The organism is Aurantimonas sp. A3-2-R12, assembly GCF_036016755.1.
In the GTDB taxonomy this organism is placed as follows: Bacteria; Pseudomonadota; Alphaproteobacteria; order Rhizobiales; family Rhizobiaceae; genus Aurantimonas; species Aurantimonas coralicida_A.
In genome coordinates this window covers 1-19,865 of the sequence record NZ_JAYXIH010000036.1, presented here as the reverse complement: position 1 = coordinate 19,865, position 19,865 = coordinate 1, and the positions used below count along the sequence as shown (strand labels likewise).

Genomic DNA, 19,865 nt, shown 5'->3' with positions numbered 1-19,865 from the left:
GCGAGACGAAAGGCGCAAGGGACGATGGCCAAGACGACATTCAAGCAAAGCGCCTTCGAGACGTTCGCGCCTGATCCGCGCCGCGCGGCGGTGCTCGGCGAACTCCACGCGCGCCCGTTCCCGCTGATCGCCACACCCGGCGCGCTGATCGTTCTGGCTTTCATGATGGAAGATCAAGGCGAACGCGACATCGCGATCCTTTCCGAAATGTCGACGCGCCGAGGCGTGGCGCCGCCCGCCTCCGGTGCCCGAACTCACTCCTTCGACTTCGGCAAGGGCCGGCTGCGTTGGGAGCGTCACACCGAGTTCTCGACCTATTCCTGGGAAGGGCCGCCGCCCGCGCGCTTCGGCGACCCGTTCGAGGGGCATCCTTTCGGCGCCGAGTTTCGCGCGCCCGGTCCCTTCATCGCCGGCGTCCGCCTGGAAATCCGGCCCCATGACGAGGCCGGCGAGGCCTCGCTGACCGGCTTCGACAAGGCGAGCTTTTGCTATTCCATCATGGATGGCGGGCTGGCCCATGCCGCGACCGACTTTCGTCAGGACGGCGATGGACTGACCCGCATCCTGGTGCTCGACGACGGCCTGCCGCCCGCACGCGCCGGGGCGCTCGCCATGCGGCTGGTCGAAATCGAGATCTACCGCACTTTAGCGCTGCTCGGCCTGCCGCTGGCGCAATCCATCGGCCCGGTGGTCACGCAGCTGGAGGCGCGGCTCGCCGGCATTACCGAGGAGATGCGGGAGGGCGGCGAGGACAGCCGCTCGCTGCTTCAGGAGATCACTCTCGCCGCGGCCGAGGTCGAAGCGTCGTCAGCCTCGGTTCTCTACCGATTCGGGGCGAGCCGGGCCTATGACGAAATCGTCCGCGAAAGGCTCAACGCCCTGGTGGAACAGCCGATCCCGGGTCAGGAAAGCTGGTCGGCGTTTCTCAAACGGCGCATGGCGCCGGCGATGCGCACCTGCCGGTCCATCGAGGAGCGCCAGGCAACGCTGTCGAAAAAGCTGGCGCGGGCGGCCAACCTCCTGCGCACCCGCATCGACGTCGAACTGGAGCACCAGAATCGCGATCTCCTGCGCTCGATGGACAACCGCGCGCAGCTGCAGCTGCGCCTGCAGCAGACGGTCGAGGGCCTGTCGGTCGCAGCGATCGGCTATTACGTGGTCGGCCTCTTCGCTTATGTTGCCAAGGGTCTGGAATACGAAGGTTTCCCGATCGCCCAGCCGGTGTTGATCGCCGCCTTCGTGCCGGTCGCGCTGCTCGGCGTCTGGCTCGTCGTGCGCCGCATCCGCAAGCGGCATATGAACCGTTCCGCCGCTGATCATTGAGAACGAGGGACAGGAAGGCTGCCGCGGTGGACGAGGCGCCGCCGCGGGCTTACCTTCGGGCCGCAGTTTAGGGAGTTCCGTCCATGTCGGTCATGATGCCGAAGCCGAGCCAGGCGATCCTCGATCGCCGCGCCGCGATCGTTACGTCGCTCAGGGCGATCGTGCCCGGCGAAGGCGTCGTCGATGCAGCGAACGAGATGCGCGTCTTCGAAAGCGACGGCTTGACCGCCTATCGCCAGATGCCGCTGGTCGTGGTGCTGCCGGAGACGGTCGAGCAGGTCGCCAGGGTTCTGAAATATTGTCACGCCGAGGATATCCCGGTGGTGCCGCGCGGCTCCGGCACGTCGCTCTCCGGCGGCGCGCTGCCGCTCGAGGACGGCGTCCTGCTGGTTCTGTCGAAGTTCAACCGTATCCTCGAGATCGACTATGACAATCGCTGCGCAGTCGTGCAGCCGGGCGTGACCAATCTCGGCATCACCAAGGCCGTGGAGGGCCAGGGCTTCTATTACGCGCCCGATCCGTCCTCGCAGATCGCCTGTTCGATCGGTGGCAACGTCGCGGAGAACTCCGGCGGCGTCCACTGCCTGAAATACGGGCTGACGGCCAACAACGTGATCGGGGTGGAGTTGGTCACCATCGAGGGCGAGGTGATGCGTCTCGGCGGCAAGCATCTCGACGCTGAAGGCTACGATCTGCTCGGCCTGATGACCGGCTCCGAAGGCCTGCTCGGCGTCGTCACCGAGGTGACCGTGCGCATCCTGCAAAGCCCGGAGACGGCGCGGGCGGTACTGCTGGGCTTCCCGACATCCGAACAGGCCGGCGAATGCGTTGCCGCGATCATCGCCAAGGGCATCATCCCCGGCGGCATGGAGATGATGGACCGCCTCGCCATCAATGCGGCCGAGGATTTCGTCCATGCCGGCTACCCGCGCGATGTCGAGGCGCTCTTGATCGTCGAGCTCGACGGTCCCGCCGCCGAGGTCGACCATCTGCTTGTCGAGGTCGAGGCGATCGCCAAGGCCAATGGTGCGGTCACCGCCAAGGTCTCGCAGTCGGAAGAAGAACGCACGGCCTTCTGGGCCGGGCGCAAGGCGGCCTTCCCGGCGGTCGGGCGGATTTCGCCGGATTATTACTGCATGGACGGCACCATCCCCCGCAAGCAGCTGCCGAGGGTGCTCGCCGGCATGAAGGCGCTGTCGGAAAAATACGATCTGCGTGTCGCCAACGTCTTCCACGCCGGCGACGGTAACCTCCATCCGCTAATCCTCTACGACGCCAACAAGGAGGGCGAACTGCACCGGGCCGAGGAATTCGGCAACGACATCTTGCGGCTCTGTGTGGAAGTCGGCGGCGTCTTGACCGGTGAGCATGGGGTCGGGGTCGAAAAGCGCGATCTGATGCCGGAGATGTTCTCCGAGGACGATCTGAAGCACCAGCAGCGGGTCAAATGCGCCTTCGACGACAAGCACCTGCTCAATCCAGGCAAGATGTTTCCCGTTCTTCACCGCTGCGCCGAACTCGGCCGCATGCATGTTCACAAGGGGCAGGTCGCGTTTCCCGACCTGCCGAGGTTCTGATCATGGGCGCGATCGAGATGTTGCCGTCGCTGAAGGACGCCCCGCCGATGGACGAGGCGCGCTTCCTCAAGTTTCTCGAGGCACGCTCGGATGACGAACGATGGGAGTTGATCGATGGGGAGCCGATCCAGATGATGCATCCGCCGAGTTTGAAGCATCAGGTGATCGGGCAAAACCTCGAGCGGCGGCTCAACGATGCTCTTGAGGCGAAGGGCTCGAAGCTTTTCGCCATCCGTGAAATTGGCCTGGCGGTCGAGGGGCATCCCAATTTTCGCCCACAGGCCGACGTAGCGGTGATCGACGACATCGGCGCCAACCCCTATTTCGCCGAGCGCTTTCACTTGGTGGCAGAAGTCTTGTCGGATTCCAATACACATGAATACATCCACACGAAGCGCCTGCGCTATGCCGACCATCCTGACTGTCTGCACATCCTGATCCTCTCGCAGACGGACATGGCCGTCGAAGTCTGGTCTCGGTCCGACGACTGGCGCGGCCGCATCTTCCGCTCGCCCGACGATCGTATCGAACTGCCCGAGTTCGGCTTTTCCTGCGCCGTTGGCGATCTCTACGCCCGGACCTCGATCCGATGAGCAAGATGAAATCCGCCTCCCAATCCGACGAGCGGGTTCTGCGCCCCGAAACGCCCGGCGATCTCCGCGACATCGTCGCCGCGGCGGTGTCGGCCGAAGCGCCTCTCGTCGTCGAGGGTACCGGCTCCAAGCGCGGCCTCGGCCGTCCCGTGCAGGCGGCGCGCACGCTGTCGCTGGCCAGGATGACCGGCGTCACCTTGTACGAGCCCGAGGAACTGGTGCTGTCGGCCAGGGCCGGCACGCCGCTGGCCGAGATCGAGCGCCTGCTCGACGACAACAACCAGCGCCTCGAATTCGAGCCGATGGACTACGGCCCGCTGCACGGGTTGGAGCCGGGGCAGGGGACGATCGGCGGCGTCATTGCCTGCAATCTTGCCGGTCCCCGCCGCCTGAAACAGGGCGCGGCGCGGGACCACATCCTTGGCGTTCACGCGGTCTCCGGTCGCGCCGAAATGTTCAAGTCCGGCGGCCGGGTGGTCAAGAACGTCACCGGCTACGATCTGTCCAAGGGGCTGACGGGCTCCTACGGCACGCTCGCGGTGCTGACCGACGTGACGATCAAGGTGCTGCCGAAAACCGAGACAGAGACGACGCTGGTGCTGCGCGGTCTCGACGACGACGCGGCGGCCGGAGCGATGGCGGCGGCGATGGGCTCCTCCGCCGAGGCATCGGGGGCCGCGCATCTGCCGGCCTATGTGGCGGGGCGCGTCGCGGGCGGGGCGCTCGGCAAGGACGCGGCGACGCTGATCCGGCTCGAGGGCTTCGGCCCTTCGGTCAAGGCGCGCGCCGCCTATCTCGGCGCGGCGCTTGCCAAGGTGGCGCCGTTGGAGACGCTCGAGGCCGAGGCATCCCGCGCGGTCTGGCGCGACGTCCGGGACGTGCGGCCCTTCGTCGACGGCACGACCAAGCCGGTCTGGCGCCTGTCGGTCATGCCGACGCGCGGCCATGAGATCGTCATGAGCCTACGGATGCAAACTGGCATCGACGCCTATTACGACTGGCAGGGCGGTCTCGTCTGGATGCGCTTGGAGGGCGAGCCCGCAGCGGCGCTGGTGCGCGAGACAATCGCCCGCTTTGGTGGCGGTCACGCGACGCTGGTGCGCGCATCCGACAGCGTCAGGACCGCGACAGAGGTGTTCCAGCCGCAGCCCGGTCCGCTCGCCGCGCTGTCGCGCCGGCTGAAGGAGCAGTTCGACCCGATGGGCGTGCTCAATCCGGGCAAGATGGGATAACCATGCAAACCACCTTCACACCCGCCCAGCTCGACAATCCCGACGTCGCGCATTCCGAACAGATCATTCGCAAATGCGTGCATTGCGGCTTCTGCACCGCGACCTGCCCGACCTATGTCACGCTCGGCAACGAGCTCGATAGCCCGCGCGGCCGCATCTACCTGATCAAGGAGATGCTGGAGCACGACCGGCCGGCGGACGCAAAGACCGTCACCCATATCGACCGGTGCCTGTCCTGCCTTGCCTGCATGACCACCTGCCCGGCCGATGTGAACTACATGCACCTCGTCGATCACGCCCGCGTCCATATCGCCAAGACCTATCGCCGGCCGTTCATGGACCGGATGATCCGCCGCGTCCTGGCGATGACGCTGCCCTATCCGGCGCGCTTCCGCGCCAGCCTGACGATGGCGCGGCTCGGCCGCCCGCTTGCGCCGCTCTTTGCCGCGATCAAGCCGCTAAAACCCTTCGCCGCGATGCTCCGGCTCGCGCCATCCAGCGTACCGGCGAAGGCGGCGATCAACGATCCTGCCGTCCACACCGCCGAGGGACCACGGCAAAAACGCGTCGCGCTGCTCACCGGCTGCGCTCAGTCGGTGCTCGACCCGAAGATCAACGAGGCGACGGTGCGGCTGCTCAACCGGTTCGGCGTCGAGGTCGTGGTGCCGAAGGGGGAGGGTTGTTGCGGCGCGCTCGTCCATCACATGGGCCAGGAGGACGAAGCGCTCGGCTTCGCCCGCCGCAATGTCGACGTCTGGACGCGCACCGCGGAGGAAGACGGGCTCGACGCGGTGCTGATCACGGCGTCCGGTTGCGGCACGACGATCAAGGATTACGGCCACATGCTCCGGCTCGACCCCGCCTATGCCGAAAAGGCCGCGAAGGTCTCGGCGCTGGCCAAGGACGTCACCGAATTTCTGTCGGACCTCGCATTGCCGCTGCCGGTGAACGCGACCGACCTCGTCGTCGCCTACCACTCGGCCTGCTCGATGCAGCATGGCCAGAAGATCACCCAGGCGCCCAAGGTGCTGCTCGCCCAAGCCGGCTTCACGGTTCGCGATGTCCCGGAAGGGCACCTGTGCTGTGGCTCGGCCGGCACCTACAACATCCTGCAGCCGGAGATCGCCGCCACGTTGCGCGACCGCAAGGTGAAGAACATCGAGAGTCTCGCACCGCAAGCGATCGCCACCGGCAATATCGGTTGCATGACGCAGATCGGCTCGGCGACGCCAATCCCGATCCTGCATACGGTCGAGTTGCTCGACTGGGCGTTCGGCGGCGAGCAGCCGGCCAGCCTTGCCGGCGTCGAGCCACGCGTCGAGCCAGCTCTGCAGGCCGCTGAATAAGAAACGTTGTCGCCAAACGCGAAACGGCCCGCCGTTGCCGGCGGGCCGAGATATTCCGGCCGGGATCGGGTCCGGCGATCAGCCGCCGAACAGCGCCGACAGGACGTCGGTCTTGACCGCGCCGCGCTCGGCATAAACGCCCTTCGATCCCTCGCCGCGAGGACCGATGACCACCACCTTCGAGCCGCTCGGCACCCGGCTGTAGAGGTGCTCGACGTCTTCGTTCATCATCCGGATGCAGCCCGACGACATGTTCTGGCCGATGGTCCAGGGCTGGTTGGTGCCATGGATGCGGAACAGCGAATCGCGGCCGCCGCGATAAAGATACAGCGCCCGCGCGCCAAGCGGGTTGCCGGGGCCGCCCTTCATGTAGGCAGGCAGGATGCGACCCTTCTTGCGCTCACGCGCGATCATCGTGGCGGGCGGCGTCCAGCCCGGCCATTCCGCCTTGCGGCCGACGCTCATGCGGCCGGACCAGCCGAAGCCTTCCTTGCCGACGCCGACACCGTAGCGGGTCGCCATGCCATTGCCCTCGACGAAATACAGATACTTCTTGCTCGAATCGACGATCACCGTGCCGGGCTTTTCCTTGGTGTCGATGCGCACTTGCGTCCGCTCGAACTTGGCCGCCGGGCGGCGCTGGGAAAGCCGCCGGCCCTGGGGCGTGGCGGCGCTTGCCGTCACCCAGGAATTGGTGGCGTAATCGTAGCGCCGGGTTTCCTGTGCGCCGGCCTCGACGGTCAGCACCAGCGCCAAGGCCGCTCCCAGGCCGGCCGCCGCCCATTGCGTCCATTTGTTCATTGCTTGCGTTCCCTCTTCCAGCGCGGATGCCGCGTCCCAGGCAGATCTTGCCGCTACGTTATGTTATTCAGTGCTGTTTCCGAAAGGCCGCATCACGACTTCGTGCCTGCGCCCCGCCCGGCCGGTCAGCGGACGATCACCTTGGTGCCGACCTTTACCTTGCTGTAGAGCTCGACCACGTCCTGGTTGCGCATGCGGATGCAGCCGGAGGAGACGGCCTGGCCGATGGTCCAGGGCTGGTTGGTGCCGTGGATGCGGTAGAGCGTCGAGCCAAGGTAGAGCGCCCGCGCGCCGAGCGGATTGGCCTCGCCGCCTTCCATGCGCGCCGGCAGGATGCGGCCCTTCTTGCGCTCGCGGGTGATCATTTCCTTCGGCGGCGTCCAACTCGGCCATTCGGCCCTGCGGCTGATCTTTTCGGTGCCGCGCCAGCTAAAGCCCTGCTTGCCGACCCCGACGCCATAGCGGCGGGCCTTGCCGTTCTTGCCGACATAATAGAGGAATTTCGATTTCGTATCGATGATGATCGTGCCGGGCGCCTCCTTGCCGCCATAGGCGACGTCCTGCGGCAAATACACGGGGTCGAGCGCGCGCTGCGGCGCCACGGGTCGACCTTGGGCGTGCGCTAGAACCACGCCCTGCGGAGCGGCGACCGCCCCCGGCGCGGCGTAGACGGTAGGTATCCGCACCGGCTGTTCGATCAGCACCGGCGTCGTCGCAAGAATGACGCCGGAGCGGGCGACGTCCGGCCGCCGCACGGCGGCGCCATAATAGCCCGGTACGACGCCGCTGCCTGGCGTGAGCTGCAACACCCGCTCTGCGCTGAGATGCGGCGGCAGCGGCACGGCGGCCAGATCGTGATAGCTGTCATGGGCCAGGCTGGCCGAAGGGGCCGCCAACGCCCCCACCAAGGCCGCGAGAATCAAGCAGGCTTTCGTTCGCTTCATGGGACTCGTTCCGTTGATCGGTCGCGGGGCACGAGGCCCCTTGATGCCCAGACTGGCGGGAAAGAACGAGAAAACCGTAAATTCGCGGACGGATCGAATGCGGACGCTCAGCAAGATCGCGGTAGGGTTAATGCTTCCTTATCGCCGTAGGTTGGCAGGAGCGCACAAGAGCGTACTTGCCCCCCACAATGAGGGCTGCGATGACTGCCCCGATGAACGCCACCGTTTCGCAGCCGTCCGCCCTCGACGCACCCGTTCCCGCCGGCCTGATCCGCGGCGAGGATGGCCTCTTGCGCTGCGCCTGGCACGGCGGCGACTCCGCCTATCGCGCCTATCACGATCGCGAATGGGGCCGCCCCTCGGCCGACGACGACCGGCTTTACGAAAAGCTTTGCCTGGAAGGGTTTCAGGCGGGGCTCTCCTGGCTGACCATCCTCAGAAAGCGCGATGCCTTCCGCGAAGTCTTCCAGGGCTTTTCCATCGACCGGGTCGCGGCGATGACCGAGACCGACATCGAGCGCCTCGTTCTCGATGCCCGCATCATCCGGCATCGCGGCAAGATCGTCTCGGCGATCAACAACGCTCGCCGCGCGCGCGACATCCGCGCCGAGCACGGCTCGCTCGCCGCCTTCCTGTGGGCGCATGAACCCGGTTCCGACGAACGGCCGGAGGTCCTGACCGGCGCCTGGCTTGCCGCCAACCCGGTAACGCCGGCCTCGACGCGTCTGTCCAAGGCTCTGAAGAAGGCCGGGTTCAGCTTCGTCGGCCCGACCACGGTCTATGCCTTCATGCAGTCGATGGGCTTCGTCAACGACCATGTCGAGGGCTGCTGCGTGCGTGTGGCCTGTGAGGCCGAGCGCGCGGCATTCGCGCGGCCGGTGCGAACGTAGGATCGCTACTGCGGGATGAAGGTTCCGTCGTCCAAAGCGGCCAATCGCATGCCAGCCTCCAGCTCATAGGGTCCGACCTTCCAACTCGCGATCTCCTCGATCTTGCGCCGCGCCTCCGCCGGAAACAATGCGAGCGTCGCGGTCGCCGCGTTCAGCTGCACCTGAATATTCGGATGGTTGAAATAGCGGCTGAGCTGGCGCCGTTGATCGCCGGCGCGCGCCTTCAATTCGTTCTCCACGGCAAATCGCCGCCGCACCAGCCGGTTGATCGTCGTTTGGACGGCTCGCAACTCCGCCTCGTCCTCCGCCACTCCCAGCTCGGCAAAATAGGCGACGAGAACGTCGACGCTCGCGGTCGTCAGATTGATCGGTCTCACGGCTTGAGAATCCCTTCTTTCTTCAGCGTGTCGAGCCCGATCTTCAACCGCTCCTCCCAGCTTTTCCCCTTTAGAAACTGTCGAGGTGTGAGCCCGCCATAATTGAGGTTTGGCTTTTGAAACCAGCTGTTGATCTGCCAATGCTTAAGCCGCGAGATGCGAACGAGGTTGGCCGCTCCATTCACGGTCGAGTCGGGGAAACCATCCTTAAGGGCCGCATCCTCCTCAACGACATGGTGGATATCATACCCGTCGCGTTTACCCCGAGTCGCGCCTCGCTGGAGTTCTGTCAGGGTTTTCGGCGCGTCGAAATAGGCCTCGATCCAAGAATAGTAGGTTTGCATCCACCGTGCGACCTCGATCGCCGTCAGCAATACCCCTATCGGACCCGCTGCTCCGCGGCTCAAGGCGCGCGCGGCGAAGCGAACCACAGCCTTCACCACGATATGGCGGAGCCGCCGCGTTGGCGGTTCCTGCCTGGGAATCGTCGGCGGGTCCTCCAGCGGCGGGCCGCCATTGTGGCCGATGCCGGGCTTCGGCAGTTTCAGTCGCGGGCTTTTCAGCGGCGTCTTCGGCGATCCATCGGCCGCCGGTTTCTTCCTGGGGCCGGGGATATCGACTTCCAAAGGCTTGCGGGTAGCTTCGCGCCGCCAACGGCCGGAGACGCGTCCGCTGCCCTTCGGGTGGCGTTCCTGACCGGGGCGGAAGCCGGCCTTGAAGGCCAGCGATTTCAGCCGCAGCACTGCGACGGTGACGCGCAGTCCGGCGATCTGGGCTCGCAAGCTGGCGAGCGGCAGGCTCGTCGCCGCACTGTCCTTCCTGGCCTCCTGTCTTCCCATGCCCATCCCTCGCCACCGACCGTCCCGATGCTACGGGACCGTGGGACGACGGGGATAAGTTCGGCGCGAAGAGGCGGATGTCGGGGACCTGTGTTCTGGTTCTTTGCCCGGCTCGGGGCCTCAAGATGCCGGAAACGTTGCAGGCCAGGGCTCCTCCTTGCCCTCCTGAGCCCGTCGAAGGGGGTGGGAGGGAAGGCGCCGAGCCGATATGCCGAGCATCATCCTTCGCCTCGGTGATTGGCGAAATCGTTCAAAGCAGTCGTCATACCCGCCATGAGCCGGGGTGACGAAGCTCAGAGGCCGGCGCCCTCATCGTCGAGGGTGAAGGATGGGTGGGTGTTGGGCGACTTTTCCGGTCTTATGTATCAAAAGCACCAAGCCCGACCGGTGGAGGCGGTGATGTAGGGGCGTCGGCGTGAGAGCGCGCGCGGCGTGGGCCGCAGCACTCCTTGCTGTTCTCCCCATTGGGGCAGCATCAAGTAATGTAGGTGACGCTTTCATTCGCGGAGTGAGAAACGGCCCGCCCATCGTAGTTCTCACCGGATTTGAATGTGATATCAAAATTCTCACGGCCAACATCCATGAAGAATATCTTGCCGGTCTCTCTGATCGTGGGGTCGCCGCTCGTTCGATAGGTGGCGTAAACAGCGATCCTAGGGAGAAGCTGGTGTCCACCTATCGGCTCAGAAATGGATTCAGGGTCAAGGCCTATACTAGACGCGAGACTAAGGGGTTGCCCCGGGAACACATGCGAAGCAAATCCCTGCCCGGCGAATTTGTCGAAGAGCCTTGTATACAGTCCTTTGCCGAGAGGGCTGTAATCGTAGTTCCATTCTCCCTTCAAAACAAGAATCTTGAGAGATATGTCTTCGGCTACAGATTTTCCGATATTTCTGGCAAGAACTTTGAAATCAATCGAGGCGGGCTGATCTGGCCACGGTTCTTCGTACGTAGATCCATCGGAATTTGCCCAAACGATCGTTTGGATATGTCGGAGTTTCAATTCGTCGGCGAACTCGAAGTCAATCCAAGCTCTCTGCTCTTCGCGGGCAATTTGGTTCGCCTCGAGTGCGGATCGCAGTGTGATGACTATGAAAATAACGCCAACAAAGGAAAGAAAAAGACCGAACACGGAAACAAGCAGACCTCCATAGGCGAATTCCGCCATGTCCTGCTGTGCCTCCAAATCATATTTGGCTCTTTGTGCTTGGCGGTTGGCGTCTACGGCTTGAACAATACACGCAATCTTGAGAAAAAAATCGGGATGGTCAGAACAAGCCCTTATATACTGATCTGTACCTTCATTTTGGTAATCGGCGGCTTTGTCGCGCTGGTCAGCGTGTTCCAATTGATAGACTTGATATCCCCTCCAACCATTCCAAGCGAAGTATCCTAGCCAGGCTAGAAATATCAGCCCAAGCGCAAGTCCCGCGAACCAAGAGCGCTTAGACATTGCAGCATAAAGGCGGCTGTGAATTTCCCACGGCTAACCTTGTTCCTCAGATTGCGTTCATCCTCAGTGACACCAATGGATTCCAGCCTTTCAACCAATTGTAAATAGCTGACGTTCTGCCTTGCCATTTCTGCGCGTAAGATACCGCGTGCTTTCGCTTCCCAGTCTGTCCGCTCTACCATTTGTCATTCTCCATAGTGATATTGTCATCATATATGATGCTAAAACCCTTGACAAGATGACACACAATCATCATATCTAGTGTATAAGCACTGGAAACGATGACAATGGCACAACACTTTCTTCTCTCGGCTCAAGCCCGCACACTCTCCCTCAAGGAAATCTACAAGGGTGGTGAGGACAAGGCTTATCAGGTCTTCAAAAAGCTGCGCTGGGCCGCAACGGACGGCGCTCCGGTTTGCCCGAAGTGCGGTTGCCTTGACCATTACGAAATCAACACCCGCCGCAAGTTCAAGTGCGCCGCTTGCGGTTCGCAATTCAGCGTGACCTCTGGCACGATCTTTGCCAGCCGCAAGCTTGGCTTTGTCGATCTGCTTGGCGCGGTTTGCCTGTTCGTCAATGCCGTGAAGGGCCTGTCGGCCCTCCAGCTTTCCCGCGATCTGGACGTGCAATACAAGACCGCATGGGTGCTGGCTCACAAGCTGCGTGAAGCTCTGGCGCTGGAAGTTCAGGACAATGCGCCGCTGGACGGTGAAGTTGAAGTTGATGGCGCATATTTCGGGGGCAAAATCCGCCCTGAGAACCGCAAGGAAAACCGCGTTGATCGCCGCCTTGCGGAACACCAGACCGGCAAGCGCCGCGTTGTGGTGGCCTTCCGTGAGCGCCTTGGCCGCACCCGTCCTTTCGTGACCATGTCAGAAGCCGAAGGCGTTGCACTGGCAAAACGTCACGTTGACCGGCTGGCCATCATGCACGCCGACGAGGCGAGCCATTGGGATATGTTGCACGCCGGATGGGAAACCGAACGGGTCAATCATTCCGAGTGCTACAGCGACCACGGCAAGCACACCAATTGGGTGGAGAGCTATTTCTCGCGCCTTCGCCGCATGGTGACCGGCCAGCACCACCACGTTTCGCCGCAGTACCTGCACCAGTACGCAAACCACGCTGCATGGTTGGAAGACAACCGCCGCAACTCAAACGGCGAAAACGCCGCCGACGTTCTCGGAAAGGTGATGGCGCATGGTGTCAGCCGGGTTTGGAAGGGGTATTGGCAGCGGGCGGCGGCCTAAGCCAACCACCCTACGGGCGGCACCTTGCCATCCGCGCCTGATACTGCTTCGCGCTTTTCACGCTATCGGAAATCTTTGCGACAAGCTCTCGGTCCTCGGCATCCCAATCCTTGCGCTGGATGATCCTCAAGGCAACGTCCCGATTGGTACCGCCCTCATACTCACGTATCAGCATAGACAGTTCGCGCCGCTTGAACCTGTAGGTCTTGTGCTGTTTCGGCTTGATTGCTCTTGGCGGGTCTCTGTAGCCGAATATGGCCAGCGCATTGTCGATGTGGCGAATGTCGGCACGGATTTTGGCTTTCTGCTTATCAAAGGCAATGCTTTGCCCGTCCAGTTCGGCTCGTTTGGCTACCAATGCCGATATAACGTGTGGTTCTCCCATGCCTCTAGGCTATGGGATTCAAGGCTTTTGTGCTATTTCAGAGTTGGTGCTTTTGATACATAAGGCCGCGAAAAGGCTTTCTCTCCCACAAGGGGCGAGAAGGCGCCGATCTCGGCGACGTCCAGCCATCCGATGTCACCCAGCCATGCCCGATGGCGCCCCCACCCAAACCCGTCGCCTTGCCGAAATTTGCAGCACGGGTTACGGGAACGCCCGCAACTGTCGGCGCCCCACGCGCCCATCGAACCCATCCGGATCGCTGCGTCATCATGGCTGAAAAGAAGAAGAAACCGACGAGGGTGCAGGCGCGGGTGCCGCGCGGCTTTGTCGATCGGACCGCCGACGATCTGCGCGCCGAGGCCGACATGCTCGCCACCATCCGGCGGGTCTACGAGACCTACGGTTTCGAGCCGGTCGAGACCCCGCTATTCGAATACACCGACGCCCTCGGCAAATTCCTGCCCGATGCCGACCGGCCGAATGCCGGCGTGTTCTCGCTGCAGGACGACGACGAGCAGTGGATGAGCCTGCGCTACGACCTCACCGCGCCGCTCGCCCGCCATGTCGCGGAAAATTACGAGACCCTGCCGAAACCCTATCGCAGCTACCGGGCGGGGCTTGTCTTCCGCAACGAAAAGCCGGGGCCGGGGCGCTTCCGCCAGTTCATGCAGTTCGACGCCGACATCGTCGGCGCGCCGAACGTCTCGGCCGACGCCGAAATGGCGATGATGATGGCCGACACGATGGAGGCGCTGGGGATTCCGCGCGGCCAGTATGTGATCCGGGTGAACAACCGCAAGGTGCTGGATGGCGTGCTCGAAGCCATCGGCCTCGGCGGCGAGGAGAACGCCGGCCGCCGGCTCACGGTGCTCCGGGCGATCGACAAGCTCGACAAGTTCGGTGTCGAGGGCGTGCGGCTACTGCTCGGGACGGGGCGGTGGGATGGCGGCAGGGAAGGCGAGGGCGATTTCACGCCGGGGGCCGGACTCGCGGATAGCCAAGTCAAACCTCTTCTGACGTTGCTGACTTTGGAAGGAGCTTGGTCATCCACCGCCGACGGCGCGCTTGATGGAAAGACATTCGAGGATCAGACGCAGGAGGCGATCGCAGCACTTTCTGCCGACAAATTCGCTGATGAATGGACGTCGGCCGACAAACCTGGCCGGTATTACGACAACATCAGTGCTGCCGGCAGCGTGGAGGACATCGTCGGCCACTCTCATACTGGTATGTCGGGCATAGAGGAGCTTCAATCTATCGCGTCTATGCTTAAAAAGGCTGGTTATGGAAGCCGCCGCATCCGCATCGACCCATCCGTCGTCCGCGGGCTCGAATACTACACCGGCCCGGTGTTCGAGGCTGAGCTCCTGTTCGACGTCGTCAATGACAAGGGCCAGAAGGTCCAGTTCGGCTCGGTCGGCGGCGGCGGGCGCTATGACGGTCTCGTCTCGCGCTTCATGAGCCAGCCGGTGCCGGCGACCGGCTTTTCCATCGGCGTCTCGCGGCTGCAGACGGCGCTGAAGAATCTCGGCCGTCTCGACGTGTCGGAACGCCCCGGCCCGGTGGTCGTCACGGTGATGGACCGCGACCGCATGGCCGACTATCAGGCCATGGCGACGAAGCTGCGCGACGCGCTCAACGACGATCCGTCGAAGCCGCCGGTGCCGGTCGAGGTCTTCCAGGGCAACCCCAAACAGTTCGGCAAGCAGCTGCAATATGCCGACCGCCGCAACGCGCCCGTCGTGATCATCCAGGGCGGCGACGAAAAGGCGGCCGGAAAGGTTCAGATCAAGGATCTGATCGAAGGCAAGCGCATCGCCGAAACCATCGAGGACAACGCCGAATGGCGCGAGGCCCGCGCCGGCCAGGAGATGGTCGACGAAGGTGAGATGATCGAGGCCGTCCGCCGCATTCTCGCGCGCCACGCCGAAGGTCGCGCGTCCGGCGCTTCCGGAGCCTGAGCCAGTGAGCGACACCGCGCCCGCTCCGTTCCAGACCGCGCTCGGCGCCCTGTTCGAGGCACGCGGGGCGCGCCGCGTCCATGCGCCGATCATCCAGCCGGCCGACCCCTATCTCGACACCGCCGGCGAGGCGCTGCGCCGCCGCATCTTCCTCACCCGCGGCGAGGCCGGCGAGCATCTGTGCCTGCGCCCCGACTTCACCATTCCCGTCTGCCTCGGCCATGTCGGCGCCGGCGAGGCGTTGCCGCGCCGCTATTCCTATTGCGGCCTCGTCTTCCGCCAGCGGCCGAGCGGGCCGGGCGAGTTCTTCCAGGCCGGCATCGAGGATCTCGGCGAGGCCAACCGCGCCACCGCCGACGCAAGGGCGCTGGCCGATGCGCTGGCGGGGCTTGCCGCCTGCGGCGTCGATCCGGCCGACCTCGACATCGTGCTCGGCGATCAGGGTCTGTTCGAGGCGTTCTTGAAGGCGCTCGGCCTGCCCGAGGGTTGGCAGCGCCGGCTGGTGCGCACTTTCGGCCATGACGGGCTGCTCGACGCGGCGCTCAACGCGCTGGCAACCGGCGGTGCCGGCACGCTGGAGCGGCTCAATCCGGAGCTTGCCGATCTCGCCCGCCGCCGCGAGGAGGGGGCGCTGACACGCACGATCCGCACGCGGATGGAGGAGGCCGGCCTGCCGCCCCATGCCGGCCGCTCGCCCGGCGAGGTCGCGGTGCGGCTGATCGAAAAGCTTGCCGTCGCCGAGGCGCGGCTCGACGACGCGCCGCTGAACCTTTTGCGGCAGTTCCTTGCGATCGACTGCCCGCTCGGGGAGGCCGGCGACCGGCTTCGCGGTGTGGCGGAATCGGCCGATCTCGATCTCGGCCGCGCGGCTGTGTTCTTCGAGACCCGCAATCTGGCGCTGCGCGCCGCCGGCGTCGATCTGGCGTCGGTGCGCTATCGCGCCGCCTTTGGCCGGCCGATCGACTATTATACCGGGCTGGTTTTCGAGGCGCGGCAAAAGGGCTCCGATGAGACACTGGCCGGCGGCGGGCGCTACGATCGTCTGCTGACGATGCTGGGCGCGCCGGCGCCGATCCCGGCCGTCGGCTTCGCGCTCTGGCTCGACCGCATCGGCGCCGCGACCGGCCAGGCGGGAGGCCAATCATGACCGTATCGCTGGCGATCCCGTCCAAGGGGCGGTTAAACGAAAAGGCGATCGCGGCGCTCGGCACGGCCGGCATCGGCGTCGCGACGGCCGAAAACGCCCGCAGTTACCGCACCGTGGTCAGCGGCGCGCCGGGGCTTGAGGTGCTGCTTCTGTCGGCCTCGGAGATCGCGCGCGAGCTGCGCGACGGGGCGATCGATTTCGGCATCACCGGCGAGGATCTGGTCCGCGAGACGATTGCCGAGCCCGACAGTGCCGTCGAGATCGTCGCGCGGCTCGGCTTCGGCCATGCCGACGTCGTCGTCGCCGTCCCCGATGCCTGGGTCGATGTCGAGACGATGGAGGATCTGAGCGACGTCGCCGGCTCCTACCGCGCCCGGCATGGGCGGCGCTTGCGGATCGCCACCAAATACTGGCGGCTGACACAGAGCTTCTTCACCCGCCTGCATGGCATCCAGAGCTATCGGATCGTCGAGAGCCTGGGTGCTACCGAAGGTGCGCCGGCGGCAGGTTCGGCCGACATCATCGTCGACATCACCTCGACCGGATCGACGCTGACCGCCAACCATCTGAAGATCCTCACCGATGGGGTGATCCTAAAGTCGGAAGCCTGTCTGGTGCGCTCGAATAGCGTGGAACGGGATTCCGAGGACGCGGCGCTGGCGGCGGAACTGGCGGCGCGATTCCGCTAGACCGCGCCCCGTTGCCTGAAACGTAAGCTCCGCGTACCGTCCGGTCGGGGAAGACAGGCGCTTCGTTCGATGGAGGTCGAGACGCGCCGGGAGGAGAGGAGCCGACCGCTTGAATCTGCAACATTTGCTTCGCCGCCGCCGTGAGGATGGCCGGCCGGTTACGGTCGCGCTGATCGGCGCCGGCAAGTTCGGCTCGATGTTCCTGTCGCAGGTGCCGACAATTCCGGGCCTCGAGGTCGCGGTCATCGCCGACCTCGACACCGACAGGGCGCGTCAGACCTGCCGGAATGTCGGCTGGGACGAGGCGCGGATCGGCGAAACGCGGTTCGTCGATTCCGGCGTCGATGCCTGTTCGGCCGAGGGGGTCGAGGTGGTGATCGAAGCGACGGGGATGCCGGAGGCCGGCGTTACCCATGCGCTGGCATGTATCGCCGCGGGCAAGCATCTGGTCATGGTCAATGTCGAGACGGACGTTCTCTGCGGTCCGCTTCTGGCCCGGCGCGCCCGCGAGGCCGGTGTGGTCTATTCGATGGCCTATGGCGACCAACCGGCGCTGGTCGCCGAGATGGTCGACTGGGGGCGCTCGGCCGGCTTCACCATCGCGGCGGCGGGCAAGGGTACGAAATATCTGCCAGCCTATCACCAGGTGACGCCCGACGACGTCTGGACCCACTATGGTCTGTCGCCGGAGGAGGCGGCCGCGGCCGGCATGAACCCACAGATGTTCAACTCCTTTCTCGACGGCACCAAGTCGGCGATCGAGATGGCCGCCATCGCCAATGCCTGCGATCTGTCGGTGCCTGATGACGGGCTGACATTTCCGCCCTGCGGCGTCGACGATCTCGCCCACATCCTTCGCCCCCGGGACGTTGGCGGGCAACTCGACCGCGACGGAATGGTCGAGGTCGTCTCCTCGCTGGAGCGGGACGGCCGGCCGGTCTATCGGGATCTGCGCTGGGGCGTCTATGTCGTCCTGAAAGCGCCGAATGACTACGCCGCCGCCTGTTTCAAGCAATATGGGCTGCCGACCGACGCCACCGGCCGCTACGCCGCGATGTACAAGCCTTTCCACCTGATCGGACTGGAGCTGTCGATCTCGGTGCTCAACGCGGCGCTGCGCGGCGAGGCGACCGGCGTGTCGGAAACCTGGCGCGGCGACGCGGTGGCGATCGCCAAGCGAGACCTTCGCGCGGGCGAGGTTCTCGACGGGGAAGGCGGCTACACGGTCTACGGCAAGGCTATACCGGCGGCCCGGAGCTTCGCTAACGGCGCGCTGCCGATCGGCCTCGCCCATCGCGTGACGCTGACCCGGCCGGTCGATGCGGGCTCGCCGGTGACCTACGCCGACATCGAGGCGCCCACCGGCTCCAGGGCCTATGACCTGCGCCGCGAAATGGAGCAGGCGTTCGTGCCGGAGAGTACGTAAGGCGGCCGGGTCACGCGGGGGAGCATTTCTCAGGAGGCCGCTCCAACCCCGATGATAATGCGGTCCGGTTCGATGGGCCGATTGACCCAGATTCGGACTTTGCTCGACAGTGTGCCCGTTGTCAGTCTCAGCAGCGACGGATGCTCGACCGTCGAGATACGCACACCACGATTGGGTGTTTTCAGGAAGCCGGTGAACGCTGGCGGCAGCTTCAGATCGAGTTCCGTCGATGGCGCCAGCGTCAACGTCGTCTTGCCGTCGACAAAGGCGAGACATCCGATCGAGATGCAGGATGGGGTCGACAGGATCAGGCGATCCGCGACGAATTCCGGTCCTGCTCCGTCATCCTCTATGTCCGACAGAAAAAAGAGGGAGTTTGGAGGAGCGAGTTGAATGGAATCCGTCATTATCGATCCCTCTTGTTATTTCTGAGCCACCCACCCTGTCGCGCGCTACAGGTCTTGCATTGTGGCGCTAATCGCTGTGGGCGGCCGACGGGATTCCAAGCTGTCGGGAGTTGATGATCAATGAAAAAATTACCTGACAAGGTTCCAGGGTCTTTCGTCCCGCAGGTATGACAGCCGTACTTCCTCCCAAGATCGTTGATCTCCTCCCGTTCCGTCCGCGTGAAACTCCTACTGGAATTCCGTGCGGGGCTGGATTCTCTGTAATATTGCCCAAACCCAATGCCTTGCCCTCGCAAAAGCAAATATCGTTCACGTGCCTCGCGCGCGATGGCATGGTTTGCCGCGATCGCCCCTTCGATTGTCTCATAGAGCTGCGGCGTTGGTCGCCAATTTGGATCGACCCCGCGTAGTCGGCGTAGCGCATCTAAACGGTCTCGGTTTGTGACTGCGAGGCGCATCTGTTGCGCCGGAGTCGCGTGGAGTAGTCGTCCCCCGACGCGAATGGGAGATGTACCTCTCGGCCCGCGCGCCTGCGCGACGCGTTCGCCGATGCGGGTCCACTGACCGCCGTCGGGATTGCCGGCCGGAACGCGCGGCTGGTTCGGATCGTAGCGGGTCTCGATCCGGAGCGCGAAGCGCGCGGCCGCCAGATGGAGGCGCAAGGCCGCGAAGCCGCGGCGCAGCTCTCCCAGAGAATCCGGGCCGATCCTGTATGCGTTTCCTTGCTCCATCCGCGCCGTTCCCCGTCTCGTGACGGGTTCAGGCTAAGCGAGCGCGGCGGCGCGGGGATAAATCGGGCTTAAAATGTCGGTGACGACCGTTCAGCACACGGCGTCCGCTCAGCCGAGATACTTGATGCCGATGAGGATGAAGGCGGCGAGGAAGACGGTCTCGGCGACGACGAGGAGGACGGCCTCGCGGCCGACGGCGAGGATGCTCTTCAGCGCGGTCTTCATGCCGACGGCGGCGATGCCGAACAAGAGCGCCCAGCCGGAGACGTCGGCGGTAATGTCGGCCGCCTGCCTGGGGATCAGGCCGAAGGAGTTGAGCGCGGCCAGCGCCAGAAAGCCGAGCACGAAGCCGGGGATCAGCGGCGGCCGCTTGCCGGCCTCAGCCTCGCTCTTGTGGGTGGCGCGGAACACCAGCGTGAACACCAGCACCACCGGCGCCAGCATGGTGACGCGGATGAGCTTGACCAAAGTGGCGGTCTCGCCGGCCGCGT

At 64.4% G+C, this 19,865-nt stretch carries 20 protein-coding genes; 11 read left to right on the top strand and 9 right to left on the bottom strand.

What is annotated here, in order from left to right; translation table 11 throughout:
- Positions 1 to 24 precede the first annotated feature (24 nt).
- From VSX60_RS16780 to glcF, 5 genes are all read left to right on the top strand, one after another.
- On the top strand, positions 25 to 1,323 hold the full coding sequence (locus VSX60_RS16780) for a DUF3422 family protein (RefSeq protein WP_327625409.1): 1,299 nt from the start codon (positions 25 to 27) through the stop codon (positions 1,321 to 1,323).
- An 83-nt stretch (positions 1,324 to 1,406) separates the two neighbouring features.
- Positions 1,407 to 2,900: an FAD-linked oxidase C-terminal domain-containing protein gene (locus tag VSX60_RS16775; protein ID WP_327625408.1), complete on the top strand. Its 1,494-nt coding sequence runs from the start codon at positions 1,407 to 1,409 to the stop codon at positions 2,898 to 2,900.
- A gap of 2 nt (positions 2,901 to 2,902) precedes the next feature.
- Entirely contained in the window at positions 2,903 to 3,493 is a 591-nt protein-coding gene (locus VSX60_RS16770; protein WP_327625407.1) for a Uma2 family endonuclease, read from the top strand.
- Positions 3,490 to 4,725, top strand: a complete 1,236-nt coding sequence (gene glcE, locus VSX60_RS16765; protein WP_327625406.1) for a glycolate oxidase subunit GlcE — start codon at positions 3,490 to 3,492, stop codon at positions 4,723 to 4,725. Before VSX60_RS16770 ends, glcE begins: the two co-directional genes overlap by 4 nt.
- 2 nt (positions 4,726 to 4,727) lie before the next feature.
- Positions 4,728 to 6,071, top strand: a complete 1,344-nt coding sequence (glcF, locus tag VSX60_RS16760; RefSeq protein ID WP_327625405.1) for a glycolate oxidase subunit GlcF — start codon at positions 4,728 to 4,730, stop codon at positions 6,069 to 6,071.
- A 78-nt stretch (positions 6,072 to 6,149) separates the two neighbouring features.
- On the opposite strand, the gene VSX60_RS16755 is transcribed toward glcF, so the two are convergent.
- Positions 6,150 to 6,872, bottom strand: coding sequence for a L,D-transpeptidase (locus VSX60_RS16755; RefSeq protein ID WP_327625403.1), 723 nt, complete (start codon positions 6,870 to 6,872; stop codon positions 6,150 to 6,152).
- 125 nt (positions 6,873 to 6,997) lie between these two features.
- Positions 6,998 to 7,816 (bottom strand): L,D-transpeptidase, encoded by an 819-nt coding sequence (locus VSX60_RS16750; RefSeq protein WP_327625402.1) that lies wholly within the window; start codon positions 7,814 to 7,816, stop codon positions 6,998 to 7,000.
- Between the two features lie 212 nt (positions 7,817 to 8,028).
- On the opposite strand from VSX60_RS16750, the gene VSX60_RS16745 reads away from it, so the two are divergent.
- Complete coding sequence (locus VSX60_RS16745) at positions 8,029 to 8,706, top strand: DNA-3-methyladenine glycosylase I (RefSeq protein WP_327625431.1); 678 nt, start codon at positions 8,029 to 8,031, stop codon at positions 8,704 to 8,706.
- A 5-nt stretch (positions 8,707 to 8,711) separates the two neighbouring features.
- On the opposite strand, the gene VSX60_RS16740 is transcribed toward VSX60_RS16745, so the two are convergent.
- From VSX60_RS16740 to VSX60_RS16725, 4 genes are all read right to left on the bottom strand, one after another.
- Positions 8,712 to 9,083, bottom strand: a complete 372-nt coding sequence (locus VSX60_RS16740) for a DUF2019 domain-containing protein (RefSeq protein ID WP_327625401.1) — start codon at positions 9,081 to 9,083, stop codon at positions 8,712 to 8,714.
- Positions 9,080 to 9,826 carry a hypothetical protein gene (locus tag VSX60_RS16735; protein WP_327625400.1) on the bottom strand — a complete coding sequence of 249 codons (747 nt, stop codon included), beginning with the start codon at positions 9,824 to 9,826 and terminating at the stop codon, positions 9,080 to 9,082. Before VSX60_RS16735 ends, VSX60_RS16740 begins: the two co-directional genes overlap by 4 nt.
- 571 nt (positions 9,827 to 10,397) lie before the next feature.
- A complete protein-coding gene (locus tag VSX60_RS16730; RefSeq protein WP_327625399.1) occupies positions 10,398 to 11,270 on the bottom strand; it encodes a hypothetical protein in 873 nt (290 codons plus the stop codon).
- 62 nt (positions 11,271 to 11,332) lie between these two features.
- Entirely contained in the window at positions 11,333 to 11,557 is a 225-nt protein-coding gene (locus VSX60_RS16725) for a DUF6471 domain-containing protein (protein WP_327625398.1), read from the bottom strand.
- A gap of 105 nt (positions 11,558 to 11,662) precedes the next feature.
- On the opposite strand from VSX60_RS16725, the gene VSX60_RS16720 reads away from it, so the two are divergent.
- Positions 11,663 to 12,628: an IS1595 family transposase gene (locus VSX60_RS16720; RefSeq protein ID WP_327625397.1), complete on the top strand. Its 966-nt coding sequence runs from the start codon at positions 11,663 to 11,665 to the stop codon at positions 12,626 to 12,628.
- Between the two features lie 10 nt (positions 12,629 to 12,638).
- Here the strand turns inward: VSX60_RS16720 and VSX60_RS16715 are convergent, their stop codons facing one another.
- On the bottom strand, positions 12,639 to 13,013 hold the full coding sequence (locus tag VSX60_RS16715) for a hypothetical protein (RefSeq protein WP_327625396.1): 375 nt from the start codon (positions 13,011 to 13,013) through the stop codon (positions 12,639 to 12,641).
- Positions 13,014 to 13,282: 269 nt separating this feature from the next.
- On the opposite strand from VSX60_RS16715, the gene hisS reads away from it, so the two are divergent.
- From hisS to VSX60_RS16695, 4 genes are all read left to right on the top strand, one after another.
- Positions 13,283 to 14,974 carry a histidine--tRNA ligase gene (gene hisS / locus VSX60_RS16710; protein WP_327625395.1) on the top strand — a complete coding sequence of 564 codons (1,692 nt, stop codon included), beginning with the start codon at positions 13,283 to 13,285 and terminating at the stop codon, positions 14,972 to 14,974.
- 4 nt (positions 14,975 to 14,978) lie between these two features.
- Positions 14,979 to 16,121, top strand: a complete 1,143-nt coding sequence (locus tag VSX60_RS16705; RefSeq protein ID WP_327625394.1) for an ATP phosphoribosyltransferase regulatory subunit — start codon at positions 14,979 to 14,981, stop codon at positions 16,119 to 16,121.
- On the top strand, positions 16,118 to 16,810 hold the full coding sequence (gene hisG, locus VSX60_RS16700) for an ATP phosphoribosyltransferase (RefSeq protein ID WP_327625393.1): 693 nt from the start codon (positions 16,118 to 16,120) through the stop codon (positions 16,808 to 16,810). Before VSX60_RS16705 ends, hisG begins: the two co-directional genes overlap by 4 nt.
- A gap of 109 nt (positions 16,811 to 16,919) precedes the next feature.
- On the top strand, positions 16,920 to 18,236 hold the full coding sequence (locus VSX60_RS16695) for an NAD(P)H-dependent oxidoreductase (RefSeq protein WP_327625392.1): 1,317 nt from the start codon (positions 16,920 to 16,922) through the stop codon (positions 18,234 to 18,236).
- Between the two features lie 29 nt (positions 18,237 to 18,265).
- Here the strand turns inward: VSX60_RS16695 and VSX60_RS16690 are convergent, their stop codons facing one another.
- Both VSX60_RS16690 and VSX60_RS16685 read right to left on the bottom strand, forming a co-directional pair.
- On the bottom strand, positions 18,266 to 18,643 hold the full coding sequence (locus VSX60_RS16690) for a hypothetical protein (protein ID WP_327625391.1): 378 nt from the start codon (positions 18,641 to 18,643) through the stop codon (positions 18,266 to 18,268).
- A gap of 839 nt (positions 18,644 to 19,482) precedes the next feature.
- Positions 19,483 to 19,865 (bottom strand): putative sulfate exporter family transporter (locus VSX60_RS16685; protein ID WP_327625390.1); only part of this gene is annotated, 383 nt, incomplete at its 5' end.